Source organism: Rhodococcus sp. PvR099 (assembly GCF_017833315.1).
Taxonomy (GTDB): Bacteria; Actinomycetota; Actinomycetes; order Mycobacteriales; family Mycobacteriaceae; genus Rhodococcus_G; species Rhodococcus_G oryzae.
The window spans coordinates 4,476,951-4,494,183 of sequence record NZ_JAFIBV010000001.1; the positions used below are offsets into that span (position 1 = coordinate 4,476,951).

Genomic DNA, 17,233 nt, shown 5'->3' on the forward strand with positions numbered 1-17,233 from the left:
TGCGACCGCCGAGCGCGAGCGCGGCCATTGTGCACTACGAAGTTAGCACCGAATGTGATCGACAGGTGGGACCTGGTTCCGGTTCTACGCCTGCACTATTCGATGATGACTTGAAGTGAATGGCGTGTACGTCCTGAGCTCAGCGCGGGGCGAGTGCGCGGTCCGCGAGTGCGGTGACGACCGGCGTGAGCGCCAGTGCATGCTCGAGCGTCAGGTGGTTGTCGTCGCGGAACACCAGATCCTTGCCGACGATGACGGGGCAGCGGTCCGCGGTGCAGAACAACTCCGTGAGGTCGGCGTACTGTCCGCCGCCTGCCGCGGTCGCCGCGGCCTCCGCCGCGACTCCCGCGGCATTCACCGCGACCGGGCGGAGCGGCGAGCAGGCGGTCACGTCGTCGAGGTGGGCGGACAAGCACGTCGGCACGGTCGAATGTGGATCGGGGACCGGACCGAGGACGAGGACGGCCGCTCCTGTGGCCCGTAGCTGCGCCACCATGCGGGTCAGGCTGTCGAGCCAGGCGGGGCCGTAGACGTCGAACCCGAAGTCGCCGCCGTAGCGCCGGGACATGCTCAGCACGATCAACCGTGGCCGCTCGGCCTGTAGCCGCGCGACGACCTCGCCTCGCCACTGCTCACACTCGCTGTACTCCCGACCGAGGTAGGGGCTGGTGATCGGCAGGTCGAGCAGCGGGCAGGTGACCTTGCCCAGGGTTTTGAGCCGCCAATGTCGTTGCTCGGCAGCCGATTCGAATGCGGGATCCCACATTGCGGCGTGCGAGTCGCCGACCAGCGCCACCGTCGTCGTCGAGGTCGGATCGCCCGCGGCACAGTCGATCGCACCGACCTCGAGCCAGGACCGCACGCAGCCGTTGACGAATACCTCCGGCTTGTCGGCCGGTGCGTCTGCCAGCGTCGGGGACAGATTCGACGGCACGGCGAGCGTTGCGGCCGACTCCGTGACCGCGGCGTGCACCTGCGCGGTCAGCTGCTGCACCGCGGCCTCGTGCGGGTCGACGGACGGGGCCGCCGCCGCGGGCGCGGGCGCGGTGGTGACCGTCAGATCCGCAGCCGCCGCGCCGTGGCCGACCGGGACGGGGCGTGCGACGAGGAGCAGCAGCCCCGCGCACACGGCGACGGCCGTGATGGCGCCACCGAGGGCGAGACTGCGCGATGCCGAATCCCGTAGCGGTGCTGCGAACCGGACCGGATTCTCGACGAGGTACAGGGTCAGCATGGCCAATCCGGCGGACAACGCGACCGCACCGAGCCGCCCGAGCAGGCCGAGGGGATGACCGAGGAGGGCAGGCATCAGCAGGAGTGCCGGCCAATGCCAGAGATACCAGGAGTACGACACCCGGCCGACGGCCCGGATCGGCGCAAGTGAGAGTCCGCGACCGACCCCCAGTCGCGGTGCGGCGCAGCCGGCGCCGATCACCAGGACGGTGCCCAGCACCGGAAGCAGCGCGGCGGTGCCGGGATACGGAGTCGTCTCGTCAAGTCGTGTGCACGCGAGGACGAGCAGGACCAGGCCCGCCCATCCGGCGATGGTGGCCGCGGTCGCGGGCAGCCGACTCCACCCGCGGAGCGAGAGCGCCACCAGTCCGCCCGCTGCCAGTTCCCAGGCCCTCGACGGCAGCGAGAAGAATGCCCACGACGGCAGCGTGTCGGTCCAGGCCGACGAGACCGCGAACGATGCCGCCGCAACCAGCGTGAGTACGAGCAGGTACGGCGTCGGCGATGTCGGGGCATCCGCGCCGCCGCGACGCGAGACGCGCCGAACCAGCCAGGCGGCCCCGATGATGAGGGCGGGCCACAGCAGGTAGAACTGCTCCTCCACACCGAGCGACCAGAAATGCTGGAACGGCGACGGCGGCGCGTCGGCGGCCAGGTAGTCGGTGCCGCGCAGGGCGAACCGATAGTTGCCGACGTAGAGCGCGCTCGCCATCTCGTCGCCGAGGACGTCCCGCGCCTGCAGCGGAGGCAGCAGCACCGCCGAGCAGATCGCGGTGACGACCAGCACCAGGCCACCGACAGGCAGCAGCCGGCGAGCCCGCGCGCCGTAGAACCGGGTGAGGCCGACCGTGCCGGTGGTCGACACGTCGCGCCACAGCAGCCCCGTGATCAGGAAGCCGGAAACGACGAAGAAGATGTCGACGCCGACGAACCCGCCGCCCACACCGGGAACGCCCGCGTGGAAGAGGACGACCATGACCACGGCGACGGCCCGCAGACCCTCGATGTCCGGGCGGAAATCCCTGGATCGTGTTGCAGCGGGATCGGTGAGGCGGTCACCGTCGGATCGGCGTTCTCGCTCTGCAGTGACAACGGTGTTCACCCCGACCAGCCGTCCTCCCCCGAAGATCCAGCCACCCCGTGTATCCGGGCAGACGCACCGCAGCGGAGTCCCGTGCAGCGGTCGGCCGCAGCGTAGGCGAAATCATCCCACTGAGATCCCCGCACGGTGCCGAGCCACGCCGGGACAACTTTCCGGTCTGTCGGGCTTCGCTCAGCGCTCCCGCGGCTTCGTGAGGAGGTTGTCCGTGGGGGTCGGACGACGAAAGAAAGGCAAGGAGTTTGCCAACTCCCTGCCACTCTCAACATATAGCGCGATGGGGGTCTTGCGGCAAGACCCCCATCGTGTTGCAGAATCTCCAAGCCGGAGGCCAGGACCTGCGGAAATCAGGGATTCGCGAAGCACGCGGGTTCTTGTCGAACGGGGGTTTTCGAATGATCGACGTGATCGTTGCCGGTGGCGGACCGACCGGACTGATGCTGGCCGCAGAGTTGCGGCTGCATGGCGTGCAGCCGCTCGTCCTGGAGAAGCTGACCGAGCCGACCAGGCATGTCCGGTCGCTCGGCCTGCACGTGCGCAGCGTCGAGGTGATGGACCAGCGCGGTCTGCTGGAGCGGTTCCTCGCGCTGGGCAAGAAGTACCCGGTCGGCGGCTTCTTTGCCGGCATCGCCAAGCCGCGGCCCGACCGGCTGGACACCGCGCATCCGTACATCCTCGGCATCCCGCAGCCCGTCACCGAGCGACTGCTTAGCGAGCACGCCGCCGAACTCGGCGCCCCGATCCGGCGCGGCCGCGAACTGGTCGGCCTGAGCCAGGACGACGACGGGGTGACCGCCCAGCTGGACGACGGCACGCAGCTGCGCTCGCGCTACCTCGTCGGCTGCGACGGCGGCCGCAGCACGGTGCGCAAGCTGCTGGGTGTCGGCTTCCCCGGCGAACCCACCCGGGTCGAGTCGCTGCTGGGGGAGATGGAGGTGGCCGCGCCGCCGGAGATCCTGGACGCCGTGGTGTCCGAGGTCCGCAAGACCCACAAGGGATTCGGCGCCGGACCCTCCGGGGACGGGGTGTACCGCATCGTCGTGCCCGCCGCGGGGGTGGCCGAGGACCGGTCGGTCCCGCCGACCCTCGAGGAGTTCAAGCAACAGCTGCGAGTGTTCGCCGGCACCGACTTCGGCGTGCACTCACCGCGTTGGCTGTCCCGCTTCGGCGACGCCACCCGGCTGGCCGAGCGCTACCGGGTCGGCCGGGTGCTGCTGGCAGGCGACGCGGCGCACGTCCACCCGCCGCTGGGCGGGCAGGGCCTCAACCTGGGCGTCCAGGACGCGTTCAATCTGGGCTGGAAGCTGGCCGCCGAGGTGGGCGGCTGGGCGCCGGAGGGGCTGCTGGACAGTTACCACACCGAACGGCACCCGGTGGCCGCCGACGTGCTGAACAACACCCGCGTGCAGTCCGAGCTGCTGTCCACCGAGCCGGGTCCCCGGTCCGTGCGCCTGCTGCTGTCGGAACTGATGGACTTCGAGGAGGTGAATCGGTTCCTGACCGAGAAGGTCACCGCGATAGGGGTCCGCTACGACTTCGGCGAGGGGCATGCGCTGCTCGGCAGGCGGCTGCGGGACGTGGCGCTGAAGAAGCGAGGCCGCCTCTACGGGCTGATGCACGCCGGCCGCGGGCTGCTGCTCGACCAGACCGGCCGGCTGTCGGTGACGGGCTGGGCGGACCGCGTCGATCTCGTCGTCGACGTCAGCGACGAACTCGACGTGCCCGCCGTATTGCTTCGGCCGGACGGGCACGTGGCCTGGGTCGGTGAGGATCAACAGGATCTGATCGGCCGGCTGCCCACGTGGTTCGGCGCTGCGGCCGGATGAGTGCGTGTGACCCGGGTATCCGCGTGCGGATCACACCATCGGACCGTGCCAGAGGCGTACCACGCCTGAGGGCCAGTCACAGCTCGCGCACAATCCGTTGACACCGCCGACAAGAGTGGCATCCGGACCGAGGCCTGCGGGGAGATCGAGTTGGATCCAGGAACCGAGATCAGCTGCACCGGAGGCGAATACCTGGTGATCGTCGTCGCCGACGCACACAACGAATCGATCCTCGGCGCCAACCGCCCAGTGGAAGGGGATGCCCTCCTCGATGCCGGAATCGATGTCTGCGGAACGTATCGACATGAACGAATCCGAGTCCACGGACGGCCGCACGCGCATGACGTCCGACTCGTGTGTCAGCGTCACCACCGAATCGCCTCGGCCGGCATCGAGGACGAGCTCTTCGTCGTACACGAGCGGGTCGAGACGATCGCCGAGCCGAATCGGGTCGATCCAATAGACCGCACAGCCATCCTGCCCCGCGCCGATCGAAAGCCCGAGATACCCACTGCGGGTGCGGGAAACGTGTGATCCTCCCGCCGTCAGGTCGGTGAGTTCGACGGAGGTGACCATCTTCCCGGCGCGGACAAGGCACCAACGATCACTGTCGTCACCAGGCTCGGTGAACGCGAATGTCTCGCTGGCCGAATCCCAGTACGCGGAACCGGTTCCCCACTCCGGCCAACCGTCGTGGACGTGCTCCCAGACGACCGATCCGTCCGGCCTGCGCAGCTGCGCTCGGTCTCGAAGACTGACCGCCGCGTAGTCGAGCGCGCCGGACACCGTCGAAGCACCGCATCCTTCGAATTCGGCTGCGAACAGAGACCGCCCGAAGGTCGCGTCGAATACCTCCAGCCGTTCGGGCGACGAGACGAGCCAGCCGGCCGGATGCGAGGTGACCGTGCTGCGCTCCGGCATCGTCAACTCGGCGCCCACAGGTACCAGGAATGTGTTCGGCATGGTGCCGAGCCTACAAACGATGGCGGCGACCACCGTGCGCGCTCGGCCCTCCCTGGCTCGGCCTTCGATGCCCGCATGCACCGAGGTGCACTGCCGCAGCAATTCGGTGCTAACTCGGTGTGGCGACGACCTCGTCGACCTCGGGGCGGTGCGCACTGCACCGGGTGACCGTGTCGTATGACGACGGTTCAGGAAGGTCAGTTCCCATCCCACGCATCACCGCCCGCATCAGCGAGCCGACCGAACGAGTCTGGATCACGAGCGCTGCGTCCAGAGCCGCCAGTGCGAGCAGGGCAGGGCCGCCGATCCACAGCGGAATCCTCATCGCTCCTCCTCAGGTCTCGTTGCCCGCCAGCGTCGGCGAGATGCATCGCCTCGTAGGCGCTGACATAGCTGGAAGATTACTGAATCGTGGTCCGTGCCGGGCGACCTACCGAGGTCTGCCGATCGGGTGGTCGGCCCCGCTGGGCGGATCGGGGGTTCTACCCAGCGGGACCGGCGACGTTTCGGTCGGGGGACGAAAACGGCGCGAGTGAAGCCTAGCGACGCGAACGATTGCTGGCAAGCTTCTAGCTAACTTATCGGGGCTGGACTCAACTGGTTGCCCATCGCATCCGGTTCCGCGAACGCAGCCTCAGATGACGTTGTGCTGCGGGGTTTCCCGGGCGTACCACTGCTCCGGGGTTTCCTGCGCCTTCGCCGACGCGATGCTGTCGGCGATGCCGGCTATGCCGACGGCAAACCCGATCGCGGCGACCGCTGCCACCACCGCGGCGATGAAACGCCGCTGTCGGCGGGCTTGTCTGTTGGCGGCCGCGCGGCGCTGTCGGGCTACCTCGAGGCATGTGAACTTGTCGTGCGCGATCCTTTGGGCCTGCGCCGGATGGCCGGCGGCGGCCATCGCGACTTGGTTGGAATGCAGTGCGGCGATAGCCCCCGACAGTTCCTCGTCGGTCATGTCGTTCACCGCCTCCATCAGAGGTGTACTGACGGGGGCGACGGATCTCCGCGGGGCGACGGACCTCCGGGCCGAGTGGCCTGCCTGCATGCAGAGAAGTCCGACGGCGATGAGGGCCGCGGACGCTCCTGCTGTCAGGAGTATCAGCGCTTCGGACTCGGTGAAGTGCGCCGCGAGGGCCAGTCCGCAGGTGAGGCCAATGCCTGCGGCGAGTTCGGCAACTCGATTCTTGAACGCCATCGGTTGGCCTTCGTCACGCTGGTCTCGACCATTTGCTGCGGTCATACTGCCCTCTTCGTTTTCATGCGCAGATGGACCGGGCTGTTCGGCTACTGATCGAAGCTGGAGGCATCCGGCTAATCCGCAGCACTTGGCCGTCAGGATGTTGCTAGAAGATAGCAGTTCTAGGCTTGGTCAAGGCCGAGGGCGGTGAGCCGGCTCGGATGCCTAGTCGATTGTGGTGGTTGACTCTAATTGCACGGCACCTGCCGACTTCGCGGCCGAGGAAGCGATGCGAGGCTGTAGATTTGCTGGCGCTGCTTTCGGCGTTGTGGGGGGCGCTGTCGGAGCCGGGCTCGAATCGGCGTTCGGTCGGGGTGTCACGTGGATGTCTGTGGGCAACAGGCCGGGTGTGGTCGGTTCGGCGCCGCGAAGTGGCCGCTATTGCGGGTGAGTGAAGGTTTCACGGGCATCGGTGCCCTGCCTTGCAGTCTGGCATTTGCCAGATTTCAGCAAACAGCTAGCATACCCGTGGTGGCCTGCCGACCCAGCCGATCGCTCAGTGGTTGCCCACTCACGAATCGTTGCAGGTGCGTCGCTGGATGGGGATTTGTCCGACGGCCTTCATGGGTATCGGAGTTGCTTGATCGGCGAGCGGCGGACTTGGAGACGCAATGGTGAGGATGCCGGCCGAGAGTGGTGTGCCGGCGATCGGTGGACGTGATGCAGGTGGACGCTCGTTACAGCGCCTTCGCCGCGGCCACCGGGCGCTGGCGGTACTCCGCTGGTGCTATGCCGGTGCAATCCTTGCCGGGATCGGCCTGGGTGGCGCCGCGACGGCGGTCGCCGACCCGATTCAGGGCTGCGCCCAGTCACACTCGCATCGACCCTGCAATCCGAACCATCCCCAGTGTCCTCATGGAGTCCCTGCGTCCGGGCCTCCCTGCGGAACCCGCCCAACGGCTCCGCAGACGGCCCCGCCGCTGGTGACGCCAGTGGTGCCCGAGCCGACCACCACGGCGCCAACGACCCCGTCCACCACGGCGCCAACGACCCCGTCCACCACGGCGCCAACGACCCCGTCCACCACGGCGCCAACGACCCCGTCCACCACGGCGCCAACGACCCCGTCCACCACGGCCGGGGGTGGACTCGTCCCGGTCCCGGTCCCGGTCCCGGTCCCGGTCCCGGTCCCGGTCCCGATTCCGATTCCGATTCCGGTCCCCCCTCTCCAGGGCGGTGGTCCCACGCTGTCCGGCAACAATCTGGTGATACCGCCTCCCATCTCCGTACCTCCGGGCGAGTTGGTCCCGGCGCACGTCCCGGCACCTCCGGGCGAGGTGGTCCCGGCGCCCGTCCCGGTGACTCCAGGTGAGTCGGTCCCGGCACCCGTCCCGGCGCCTCCGGGTGAGACGGCGATCCCTGCGCCCGTCCCGGATTCTGCCGCCGACGCCATCGCGCCTGGTTCGACCGATGTTCGTCCCGATGTCTCACCGCTCGACGAAACTCGGTCGCCGCAACCGGGCTACGAGGCCACCTCGGCCCAGTCTGGGTTGGGCGAGTGGGGGAGCGCGCTGGTGAGCCTCGGCGGGCTCTCGACCGTCGCGGCGGTGTCTGCGGTGTTCTCGGCCCGGGGCGCGCGTGCGCAGCGCGCGAGGGCGAACGCGACATACGCAGAGTTCTTCGGACCGACCGCGCGTCGCGGCCTGTGATGGGGGACGAATGACCAAGGCGATCAGGTCTCATCGCCGTGTGTCGGCGGCCGTCGATGCGGTGTGTGCGGTCGCGGCGTCGGCCGAGGCGTCAAGCCTCGCGTCGGTGGTCGTGCGGGTCGCTGCGGAGCGAGGTCGCGAGATCACCGTCCGCACGCAGCCGCTGCCCATCGGTGTCTATGGACAACACCTCAGCTTTGTCGATCATGACGAGATCATCATCGCCGATGGTTTGCCGAACCCGGACCGGACGCTCGCGCACGAGCTGGGGCACGTCGTCTTCGGTCATGCCGGTGCGGCGATCGAGGAGGAGACGCTGGCCGCCGACGATGACCTCATCGCATACATGCTCAGCCAGCGCTCGCGCGGCGTGGACCCGCCGTCCGTCGAGCACGAGATCCAGGAGTGGGAGGCCGAGACCTTCGCCGGCCTGCTTCTGCACCGGCTGGCCATTCTGTCCAGACACGGCAATCCCGTGTCGGTGCTGCGATACGACGAGGCGCTCGGGTGAGTTACTGGATAGTTGCGCTGCTCGCCTGGATCGCGGCGGGAGCACGGGTGGGGCGCGCGATAGTCCGCGCCCCCACGATGGTCAGATTCGCCATCGTGGCAGCGGTGGCGTCGCTCGCGGTCGGGGCATTCGTCGCGACCCCGGAACTCCGCGTTCTGCTGGGACGTCACGTCGACGTCGATCTGCTCTCGGTCGGACTGTGGATGGTCAGCGCGGCCTCGAGTTTCGTGATCGCCGCTGCCGTGTGGCCGCTCGATTCCCGGCGCGCCGTCGGCCGGTTCGCCGGGGTGGTGTACGCCCTGGCGGCGGTCGCGGTCGGCGCCGCCTGGGTTCTTGATGCGCCGTGGATTGCCTGCGCGGTCGTGGTTGCGATGTTCGGGGTCGTGTCCGTCACCGGTGTCCGCCACCTCGCGCCGACCCCGCTCGGTCGCGGGATCGCGCTGTTCACTGCGGGCAGCGCGGTGATCGTGGTGGCCGGGGTCGCCGCGATCGTCCGCAACGGATCGACCTTTTTCGATCCCGGCTGGCCGTGGGCGCTTGGCACCGCGTTGATGGCCTCGGGTGCGCTGTGGTTCATGGTGGAGGCGTGGGTGCGGGCGCGGATCGTGCTTGCCCGGCTGCGGAAGGTTCATCGCCTGGTCACCGAGCGCTTTCCCGAGGTGGTCGATGGCGACCTCGCGCACTCCAGCAGCGTGCTGCGGGCCTCGGATCAGGTGTCACAGATTCTCGACGCGCTCTACCTTCAGATCGGTCTCGGAATGGGTGGACTGGACGATTCGCCGGTCCCGTCGAGTGCGGCCGAACGCGCTCGGGTTGTCGCGCAATGGGTGGACCACTCGCCCGAGGTCCCGTTCGACCCGGAGTGGATCAGCACCCCAGATGGCGTCTCGGACCGCAGATGGGTTCTGGAGATCGCCCGCGCGCATTCCCGGCTCGCCCGGCGCTGATCGCGCCCGCGGCGCGGACTATTCGGTCGAGTCCGGGGGAACCGCGGGCAGGCCCTCGCTCGCGCGGAGCTTCTCGGCCATCGCGGTCAGGAGAGTCTGCGACTCCTCTGACAGGTCGAACGCGCGGCTCGAGAGCCGGCGCAGCCCGTACCCCTGCAGCTGCGAGAGGAGTTTCAGGTCGTGATCGATCTTCGCTGCGTAGATGTCGTTGAAGAAGTAGTCCGGCTTGACCTTGAAGAACTTGGCCAATGCGGCCACCGTCTCGTTCGAAGGATTCGTCCGCTGTCCCGAGCGCAACTGTGACAGGTACGGCTTCGAGATGTGGTGCCCGGCCTCGATCAGTGCATCCGCCACTTCCGCGTTGGTGTGCGGCTTTCGCCCGGGAGGGTGCACGGTCTCGAACAGCTTGTTCAAGCGCGAAGCGAAATCGGAGTCCATCTTCGGGGACTGGGTCCTTCCAGCGGGTTTACCGCGTCAGAGGGCTGAGATAGCTAGATGATAACTCACGTCACCACTCGTGTTCGGAATACTAGCCGCTGATTCGGACTCGGCCGGCTCGGGTGGGTGTGGGTCGCCGAAATCGCCGCTATTGGGGTGGCCGGTCGCACTCCCCACTCGTCGGCGGACCCTACGTATTCCGGCCTTGAGGAATGGGCACTGCTCGGAACCTTCGGTCGCCGGCCGACTTTCGGAATCGACCGCCGTTGATTAGCCTGATGTTAGCTGGCTGTCTGACGGGTCCCGCACGTTCGCTGGGGCCGAGGGCGCCGGCACGGGAGGGGAATTTCATGAATATCGTCAAGACCACCACTGCGGTCGCGGGGCTCGTTGTCGGGGCGGCGGGGGCATTGCTGCTCGGCGCCGGTACCGCGTCGGCGCTGACGCCGGTGGTGAACCCCGAACTCCAATATGTCGGTGCGGTTCTCGATCCCAGCGAAACCCGGGTCGCCGCGGACATCCAAGCAGGCAATGTGATCAATGCGGTCTTCGGGGACCGTTGGACCGTCGGTCTCGACCCGAAGTCGGTGTGGAACACCGGGGAGTGGACGCCGGTGACGGGCGATCAGTTCATCGACGAAGCCGCCTCCCATGGGGGTCGGGTCGCGGTGTACCTGCAAACCCCCGACCTCCACGGGAATGTGTTCACCGCCTACTCGCGATGGTGAGACCCGAGCCACGTCAGGTCTGTCCGCATCCGTATCTGTTTGCGGAAGTGTCACATTCGGGCAATTCCGGCCGCCGAAGTGCCACTGCCGGCGAGGTCGCTCTTGGCTAGCTCCGGGGGGCCCGGAGGCGGTTCTGCCGCGCAATCAGTTCGGCAACACTGATCGTCGGTGCGTCGTCCGAACGCCGATTTCGGGTGGCCCCAAAAGCGGGCGAGACGGACGGACATGACTCGCCGGCAACGGACTTCAGCGAGGGCGCGGTTTCCGGGGCGGCTTCCTGTGCGGGCATCGGGCCATACGATGCGGCGAGATCCGGGATGTCGGATGGCATCCGCTCGTCCGCGAGGATCGGCTCGCCCATGCCCAGCTTCTCCTGAATACGCTTCATCCAGGCGGGCGCCCACCAACAATCCTCGCCGAGCAGCTTCATCGTCGCCGGCACCAGGAACATCCGGATCAGGGTGGCGTCGATGATCAGCGCGGCGATCATGCCGTAGGCGATGTACTTCATCATCACCAGCTCGGAGAACGCGAACACTCCGGTGACGACGATGAGGATCAGTGCCGCCGCGGTGATGATGCGGCCGGTGTGCGCGGTGCCGATCCGAACCGACTCGGTGGTGCTTGCACCCTGTGCCCGCGCCTCCACCATCCGGGACAGCAGGAACACCTCGTAGTCGGTGGACAGGCCGTAGACGATCGCCATGATCAGCACCAGGACCGGCGACATGATCGGTCCCGGCGTGAAGTTGAGCAGCCCTGCGCCGTTTCCGTCGATGAAGATCCACGTCAGGATGCCGAGGGTCGCGCCGAGGCCCAGCGCGGTCATCAGCACCGCCTTGATCGGCAGCACCAGCGATCCGAACGCCAGGAACATCAGCAACGTGGTCAGCAGTACCACCGTGGCGATCATCACCGGCAGGTTGTCCAGCAGCGCGGCGATCGAGTCCTGCTCGATCGCGGGTGTCCCGCCGACCAGCATCGTGACCCCGTCGGGCACGTCCATGGCCCGGAGGTAGTCGATCGTCGCCTCGGAGTCGTTGCGGTCGACAAGGCCGGCCTTGAAGACCGTCACCCCATCCTTGGTCGCGTTGTTCACCGAGAACGTCTCGACCAGACCGGGCGCACCGTTGGCCTCCTTGACGATCTGGGTGATCTGCGGCGTGCCCTGGGCGCCCTCGAACACCAACTTGATCGGCTCAGTTCGATAGCTGGGGAACAACTCGTCGAACTGTTCCTGCGCGAGGCGGGTCGGGTTGTCCGGTGGCAGGTAGGTTTCGTTGATCCCGCCCAGCTTGATCCCCGAAATCGGGATGGTGAGTAGTAGCAGTCCGATCACGATGGGGATCGCGACCTTCAGTGGGCGCTTCATCACCCACTGGGTCAGCCGGCCCCAGACGCCGTTCTCGATCTCCTCGGTGGTCTTGGTCTTGCGAATCGACCTGAGTCCGAGCGCATCGACACGAGGGCCCAGGGTCCCCAGGATTGCCGGCAGCAGCGTGATCGAGATCAGTGCGGCCAGGATGACCGCCGCGATGGCGCCGTATGCCATGGATTTGAGGAAGCCCTGCGGGAAGATCAGCAGGCCGCCGAGGCTGGCGACGATCATCGTTGCGGAGAAGACGATGGTCCGGCCGGCGGTCATCACGGTGCGTCGCACGGCGTCGCCGGTGTCGTAGCCCTCGGCGATCTCCTCGCGGAAGCGGCTGACCATGAACAGCCCGTAGTCGATCGCCAGGCCGAGGCCGATCAGCGAGACCACCGACAGGACGAACCCGTTGACCTCGGTGAGCTGAGCCAGTGCCTTGACGACACCATTGGCGGCGATGATGGTCAGGCCGCCGACGATCAGCGGCAGGGCCGCGGCGACGACGCCGCCGAAGATGAAGAAGAGCAGGACGCCGACCGCCGGGATGGCCAGGATCTCCATCCGGTGCAGGTCGTCGGCCATGGTGTCGCTGATCGTGCCGGTGACCGGCTGCAGCCCGGTGAGCTGGACGTCGATGCCGTCGATGTAGAACTCGTCGCGGACCTTCTTGAAGTTCGCGGCGACCTCGGTGTCGTTGTCGCCGTTGATCGCAACGCTGGCGATGGCGTGTTTCTTGGCGGGATCGGCCATCAGGGCGGCAGCGATCTTGGTCTGCCAATAGCTGGCGTTGACCTTGAGGATCTCGTCCGGGTTGTTCGCCGCCAGCTCGTCGAGGCTCTTGGTGACCTTCGCGCCGAACGCCGGGTCGTCGACGGTCTTGCCCTCGGGCGCGGTGTAGAGGAGCACCACGTCCGCGCGGGTGTCGCGACCGAAGGTGCCGTCGGCCAACTCTGCGGCGGCCACGGACTCAGATCCCGGGTCGACCAAGCCGCTCTGGCTCAACTGCTTCTCGACCCCGAGGCCATATGCCCCGAGCGCGAGCATCAACCCGACCATCAATCCGATCACAGTGAACCGCAGGCGATAGGCGATCCGTCCCCACGTAGCGAACACCTGCTGCGCTCCCCCCTGGTGGTGCACGTACCGGGCTAACCGAACGCCGAGCCCGGTATGCCCGAACATGTCGAGGCAACATCCCCACCGGTCCTCGACATGCTCGGCACTGCGAGGCTCACGGTACGCAAGGTCTCCGGTTCTGGAGGGCAGACAACTGCGGACCGGGCGGGGTCAGCCGACCGAACCACCGGTGGAAGGTGCACGGCGAAGGATGAATTCCCTGGTGGTCAGGTGTCCAAGAGCGATCCCCGGTGGTCCTCTAAGAAGGTTCTGAGAATCCCACCAACCGACGCGTCTCTTTGTCCGAGGAGCCTGACGTGCAGGCTGTCGGTGGTCGATCGTAGGGTCGGCGCGACGGGCCGAGCGGCCCGAGGATCAGGAGGAGCGAGGCGTGGGGACGTGGGGTTCGGGACCGTTCGAGAACGACGGAGCGGGCGACCTGCTCGCGGCGTTGCGGGCAGGTGACTTCGAGATCGAAGACTTCAGCGGGCACGTCGACGAGGGGTACCTCGAGGCGGACGACGCACAGGCGGCCATCGCGCTTGCGGAGGTCGTCGCGGTGGCCCACGGACTTTTGCCGATGCCCCCGCAGCTCGAGGGCATCGATGCCGCCGCGTACACCGGGTCCCTGACCCAGGAGCAGCGCGGATGGATTCTCGCCACGCTCGAACGGACGATCGCCGACAGCGACACCTCGGAGCTGCACGAGTTGTGGGCTGAGAACGGTCCGGAGGATCTCGAGGCGTGGCGGGCGCCGATCCTGAGCAGGCTGGAGAGCCTCAGAGCGCTGAGCTGAGTCGATCAGCCCGCTGCCGTGCCACGGGGTCCGGAAAGGGACCCCGTGGCACGCTGCGGCTTCGTGGGTCTGCATCCGATCAAGCGGCGTCGAGGGCACCGGTGATCTTTCGGGCCATCTCGGTCATCGTGGGGCTGGGCTCGCCCTGATGGATCTGGGCGGCTTCGATGGTGACGTTGATGGTGCTGCGGAAGTTCTCTGCCTCTGCCGGAGCCTGCTTCTCGAGCAGGCTCATGGCCGCCGTCAGTGCCGGGAGCACGTGGTCGGCGAGTTCGGCCACGGACTTGCCGTTCAGGTCCTTGATCGAGGACTTCTCTGCGAGTACGCGCCCGACGAGGCCGGTCGCGGAGGAAAGGGCGATGGTGCCGTTGGTGGCGATCTTGTGGGGCGAGCGGCCGGCGGCGGCCAGCAGCGAGACGGCGCCGTAGGCGGCGGTCCGCAGGGTGATCTTGTCCTGGTCGGTGAGGGTGATGGACATGGTTGTGTTCTCCTTCGAATCTGTTGTGGTGAAACTGAATTGAATAGACAATGGTGAAAAGTGTTGAGCCCGTCTGCGGTCGGACCGATCAACCCGCCTAGTCCGCTGCCGTCTCACGTACTGCCTCCGCGACGGCCCGGAAGTCCTTGCGGAGAATGTGGGAGTGGTTGCTCGCGACCTTCGCGCTGACCTGGATGTTCGGCTTCCGGGCGAGCACCGGATCGAGTGAGGCCCGCACCGCTTCCATCTCCTCCTCGCCTCCGCCGAGGTTGGCACCGGTGGCCAGCACGTAGCGCATCGGGCAGGTCACGCGGTCGAGGACCGGACCGAGGGCGGCGTGGAGCTCGTTGGCCTCGATGTTGACCTCGGCATGCTGGTCGGCGGTCATCCGTGCGGCCATACCGAGCGGGCGCGCCACCGGCATCAGAAACCGCATCCGGCGGAACAGCTTCCGGATCCGCTCACGAGCCTCCTCGCCGGTGATGCCGTAGGGCATGGCGCCGTCCACCGACACCACCCCGGCGACGCGGTCCGGGTTCCGTTCGGCCCAGTGCGCCGCGAGCAGCGCACCATAGGACCAGCCCACGAGGATCGGCCGCTCCACCCCGCGCGCCGCGAGGATCGCGTCGACATCCCGCAGGCACGCCTCGAAGGAGTAGTCCGCCGACCGCTTCGATTTGCCGCGGGCCCGCTCGTCGAAGGTGATGTGCCGGTAGTCGGGGCCGAGTGCGGCGAGCAACGGCCGCCAGGACTTCTGATCGGCGTAGGAGCCGTTCAGGTAGACGATGGGACGGCCGGGCCCACCGGTGTCGGTCACGGCCAGCTCCGTGTCGTCGACGGGAACCATGCCGGTCCAGCTCAAAGTGGTCGAGTTCGAAACAGTCATTCTTCTCATCTCCTTGCGGCGCCACCGGCACCCCGTCGATGTTCGGTAACTTCTGAACGATTGAGACAGTACGTTGCGTTTATTAATCCGTCAACATGCAACTTTGGTCTATTTAGCCAGTTCAAACGGAGATGATTGGCTTGTTTTGCAATGAATATGACGGTGAACGCAATGGGTGGTTCGGTTCGATCTTTGCAATGGGGTGGGGCTGAATGCATACTGGGGCGGGTGCGGGCGCCGCGCTCAGCGCATGTCGATACGGAGGGGACCGGCACCGATGCCCGGAGGCAGACTCACCAATGAGGACCGTCAGCACATCGCGGCGGGGCTGGCCAAGGGGCTCGGATACGCAGAAATCGGCCGCCGTCTGGAGCGGCCCGCCTCGACCATCATGCGGGAGGTCACCCGCAACGGCGGACCCGACGACTACCGCGCGGACCGGGCGCAGAAGGCCACACGCCAGCGCGCGCGCCGGCAGAAGCAGGCTCAGCCTCCGGCGCCGCCGATCCCCGACGGCGGCCATGGGCGTGACCCCCAAGCGGTCCAGGAAGTCGCCGAATCCTTCACCGAACTCCTGATTCAGCAGGGGCTGCCCCGGATGGAGGCCAGGGTGCTGGCATGCCTGCAGATCACCGACTCCGGCGCTCTCACCGCCGCCGACCTGGTCGAGCGGCTTCGGGTCAGCCCCGCATCCATCTCACACGCAGTCGCATTCCTCGAACAGCAGGGAATGCTCCGGCGGGAACTGGTTCCCGGTGGGCGTCGCGAACGTTACGTCATCGACGATGAGATCGGGCTCCGGAACCTTCTCACCGCTGTGCAGATGAGCGTCGCCCTTGCGGCCGCATCGCAGCGCGCAGCCGAGATCCTCGGGCCCACCACCCCGGCGGGCGCCCGCTTCGAATCCTCCGCCGAACTGACTCTCCTTGTGAGCGAAGCCCTCCGGCAGGCCATGGAGCAGTGGCGGCAGCGCCTGGCCGCTCGCAGCGCCGGGTGATAACTGCGATCCTTCGCTGGTGGTGAGGCGCGGACGCCCCTACTCAAGCGAAAGCGGAACACCCGGGCATCGTTGGGTTCGATGCCCGGGTGTGCCCGCTCAGGCGAGCAACAGGTCGGCCAACGCGATCCACTGGTCTGGATGGACGAACGCCACCACCGTGTCGTGGGAGATCCCCGCCCGGGCGAAGGCATCGTCCACCCCGCGGTACCGCGGGGACAACGACGCGTGCAAGGAACCGCCGATGCCCGAGAACCCCAGCTCCACCATGTCCCGGTAGGCGGGTCCCTCTGGCACCAGCGGCTCCGGCCGTCGCTCGATCCGGAGGATCGCCGAGTCGACCGAGGGCACCGGCCTGAAGCTCTCCCTACCGATCCGTTCGAGCAGCTCCCAGGTGAACCACGGCCAGCTCTGCACCGTGACCCGGCTCCAGCGGCCGTAGTCCCCGGACCGCTTGCGCGCGTACTCCAATTGCGTGACCAGTGTCGCCGAGGTCAGCGACGGGGCCCGCAGGCACCAGTCGACGATCTTCGACGTGATCGAGAACGGGATGTTGCCGACCACCGCGAACGGCTCGCGCGGCGGCCGGGCGGCGGTGAAGTCGCCCGTGACCACCTTGAGTCCGGTCCTGGCCTTGAGCGTGACGGCCAGCAGCGGGTCGATCTCGTAGCCGACGACATCGGCTCCGGAGCCGGCGAGGGCGACGGTCAGCGCGCCCTTGCCGGATCCGGGTTCCAGGACCAGTCCGGCAGGTCTGGCCGCCTTGACCACCAGGTCGACGGCGTGCCGGTCGGTCAGGAAGTTCTGCGAGAGCTCCCGCCTGGCTCGGTCCCTTGGCGTGCGACCGCCCTTGGCCCGTACCTTTTTCTGCGTGTGTGAGTAGTTTCCGTGTGCGAATGACTGTGACGCCACAGCTGCTGCCCTTCCGGGTCCTCGAGTGAATGAAGGTCTCGAAGG

Annotated in this window: 16 protein-coding genes; 6 read left to right on the plus strand and 10 right to left on the minus strand. The window is 67.5% G+C overall.

Going from position 1 to position 17,233, the window contains the following annotated elements:
• Nucleotides 1-139: 139 nt before the first annotated feature.
• A complete protein-coding gene (locus JOE46_RS20650; RefSeq protein WP_209928287.1) occupies nt 140-2,335 on the minus strand; it encodes an acyltransferase family protein in 2,196 nt (731 codons plus the stop codon).
• A gap of 392 nt (nt 2,336-2,727) precedes the next feature.
• Here JOE46_RS20650 and rox point away from each other — a divergent pair, with 392 nt between their 5' ends.
• Nucleotides 2,728-4,158 carry a rifampin monooxygenase gene (gene rox / locus JOE46_RS20655; protein ID WP_209928289.1) on the plus strand — a complete coding sequence of 477 codons (1,431 nt, stop codon included), beginning with the start codon at nt 2,728-2,730 and terminating at the stop codon, nt 4,156-4,158.
• A gap of 30 nt (nt 4,159-4,188) precedes the next feature.
• On the opposite strand, the gene JOE46_RS20660 is transcribed toward rox, so the two are convergent.
• The 4 genes from JOE46_RS20660 to JOE46_RS20675 form a co-directional block, all read right to left on the minus strand.
• Nucleotides 4,189-5,121 (minus strand): hypothetical protein, encoded by a 933-nt coding sequence (locus tag JOE46_RS20660; protein ID WP_209928292.1) that lies wholly within the window; start codon nt 5,119-5,121, stop codon nt 4,189-4,191.
• 109 nt (nt 5,122-5,230) lie between these two features.
• Nucleotides 5,231-5,446, minus strand: a complete 216-nt coding sequence (locus tag JOE46_RS20665; protein WP_209928293.1) for a hypothetical protein — start codon at nt 5,444-5,446, stop codon at nt 5,231-5,233.
• A 309-nt stretch (nt 5,447-5,755) separates the two neighbouring features.
• On the minus strand, nt 5,756-6,364 hold the full coding sequence (locus tag JOE46_RS20670) for a hypothetical protein (protein ID WP_209928294.1): 609 nt from the start codon (nt 6,362-6,364) through the stop codon (nt 5,756-5,758).
• Nucleotides 6,365-7,214: 850 nt separating this feature from the next.
• The gene (locus tag JOE46_RS20675; RefSeq protein ID WP_209928296.1) at nt 7,215-7,433 is read right to left on the minus strand and encodes a hypothetical protein; all 219 of its coding nucleotides are present in this window, start codon (nt 7,431-7,433) and stop codon (nt 7,215-7,217) included.
• Between the two features lie 587 nt (nt 7,434-8,020).
• Here JOE46_RS20675 and JOE46_RS20680 point away from each other — a divergent pair.
• Both JOE46_RS20680 and JOE46_RS20685 read left to right on the plus strand, forming a co-directional pair.
• The gene (locus tag JOE46_RS20680; protein WP_097211693.1) at nt 8,021-8,521 is read left to right on the plus strand and encodes an ImmA/IrrE family metallo-endopeptidase; all 501 of its coding nucleotides are present in this window, start codon (nt 8,021-8,023) and stop codon (nt 8,519-8,521) included.
• Nucleotides 8,518-9,468, plus strand: coding sequence for a hypothetical protein (locus tag JOE46_RS20685; RefSeq protein WP_143548448.1), 951 nt, complete (start codon nt 8,518-8,520; stop codon nt 9,466-9,468). Before JOE46_RS20680 ends, JOE46_RS20685 begins: the two co-directional genes overlap by 4 nt.
• Nucleotides 9,469-9,486: 18 nt before the next feature.
• Here the strand turns inward: JOE46_RS20685 and JOE46_RS20690 are convergent, their stop codons facing one another.
• Nucleotides 9,487-9,906, minus strand: coding sequence for a helix-turn-helix domain-containing protein (locus JOE46_RS20690; RefSeq protein WP_097211691.1), 420 nt, complete (start codon nt 9,904-9,906; stop codon nt 9,487-9,489).
• A gap of 350 nt (nt 9,907-10,256) precedes the next feature.
• Between JOE46_RS20690 and JOE46_RS20695 the strand changes: the two genes are divergently transcribed.
• Entirely contained in the window at nt 10,257-10,634 is a 378-nt protein-coding gene (locus JOE46_RS20695) for a hypothetical protein (RefSeq protein WP_209928298.1), read from the plus strand.
• Nucleotides 10,635-10,740: 106 nt separating this feature from the next.
• Here JOE46_RS20695 and JOE46_RS20700 read toward each other — a convergent pair whose 3' ends face one another.
• On the minus strand, nt 10,741-13,116 hold the full coding sequence (locus tag JOE46_RS20700) for an MMPL family transporter (RefSeq protein ID WP_307861316.1): 2,376 nt from the start codon (nt 13,114-13,116) through the stop codon (nt 10,741-10,743).
• Between the two features lie 394 nt (nt 13,117-13,510).
• On the opposite strand from JOE46_RS20700, the gene JOE46_RS20705 reads away from it, so the two are divergent.
• Complete coding sequence (locus tag JOE46_RS20705; RefSeq protein ID WP_209928300.1) at nt 13,511-13,915, plus strand: DUF4259 domain-containing protein; 405 nt, start codon at nt 13,511-13,513, stop codon at nt 13,913-13,915.
• Between the two features lie 79 nt (nt 13,916-13,994).
• On the opposite strand, the gene JOE46_RS20710 is transcribed toward JOE46_RS20705, so the two are convergent.
• Nucleotides 13,995-14,393 carry a hypothetical protein gene (locus JOE46_RS20710; RefSeq protein WP_209928302.1) on the minus strand — a complete coding sequence of 133 codons (399 nt, stop codon included), beginning with the start codon at nt 14,391-14,393 and terminating at the stop codon, nt 13,995-13,997.
• 97 nt (nt 14,394-14,490) lie between these two features.
• Nucleotides 14,491-15,279, minus strand: coding sequence for an alpha/beta fold hydrolase (locus JOE46_RS20715; RefSeq protein WP_209928305.1), 789 nt, complete (start codon nt 15,277-15,279; stop codon nt 14,491-14,493).
• 277 nt (nt 15,280-15,556) lie between these two features.
• Between JOE46_RS20715 and JOE46_RS20720 the strand changes: the two genes are divergently transcribed.
• Nucleotides 15,557-16,276, plus strand: a complete 720-nt coding sequence (locus JOE46_RS20720; protein WP_097211686.1) for a helix-turn-helix domain-containing protein — start codon at nt 15,557-15,559, stop codon at nt 16,274-16,276.
• A gap of 99 nt (nt 16,277-16,375) precedes the next feature.
• Here JOE46_RS20720 and erm read toward each other — a convergent pair whose 3' ends face one another.
• Nucleotides 16,376-17,188, minus strand: coding sequence for an ErmE/ErmH/ErmO/ErmR family 23S rRNA (adenine(2058)-N(6))-methyltransferase (gene erm, locus JOE46_RS20725; protein ID WP_209928306.1), 813 nt, complete (start codon nt 17,186-17,188; stop codon nt 16,376-16,378).
• Between the last annotated feature and the right edge of the window lie 45 nt (nt 17,189-17,233).

What these genes read in the sequence shown, in the direction of transcription:
- JOE46_RS20660 (WP_209928292.1), bottom strand. Translation starts at nt 5,121, where the DNA reads ATGCCGAACACATTCCTGGTACCTGTGGGCGCCGAGTTGACGATGCCG.
- JOE46_RS20690 (WP_097211691.1), bottom strand. Translation starts at nt 9,906, where the DNA reads ATGGACTCCGATTTCGCTTCGCGCTTGAACAAGCTGTTCGAGACCGTG.
- JOE46_RS20720 (WP_097211686.1), top strand. Translation starts at nt 15,557, where the DNA reads ATGCCCGGAGGCAGACTCACCAATGAGGACCGTCAGCACATCGCGGCG.
- JOE46_RS20710 (WP_209928302.1), bottom strand. Translation starts at nt 14,393, where the DNA reads ATGTCCATCACCCTCACCGACCAGGACAAGATCACCCTGCGGACCGCC.
- JOE46_RS20665 (WP_209928293.1), bottom strand. Translation starts at nt 5,446, where the DNA reads ATGAGGATTCCGCTGTGGATCGGCGGCCCTGCCCTGCTCGCACTGGCG.
- JOE46_RS20670 (WP_209928294.1), bottom strand. Translation starts at nt 6,364, where the DNA reads ATGACCGCAGCAAATGGTCGAGACCAGCGTGACGAAGGCCAACCGATG.
- JOE46_RS20715 (WP_209928305.1), bottom strand. Translation starts at nt 15,279, where the DNA reads ATGACTGTTTCGAACTCGACCACTTTGAGCTGGACCGGCATGGTTCCC.
- JOE46_RS20695 (WP_209928298.1), top strand. Translation starts at nt 10,257, where the DNA reads ATGAATATCGTCAAGACCACCACTGCGGTCGCGGGGCTCGTTGTCGGG.
- rox (WP_209928289.1), top strand. Translation starts at nt 2,728, where the DNA reads ATGATCGACGTGATCGTTGCCGGTGGCGGACCGACCGGACTGATGCTG.
- JOE46_RS20680 (WP_097211693.1), top strand. Translation starts at nt 8,021, where the DNA reads ATGACCAAGGCGATCAGGTCTCATCGCCGTGTGTCGGCGGCCGTCGAT.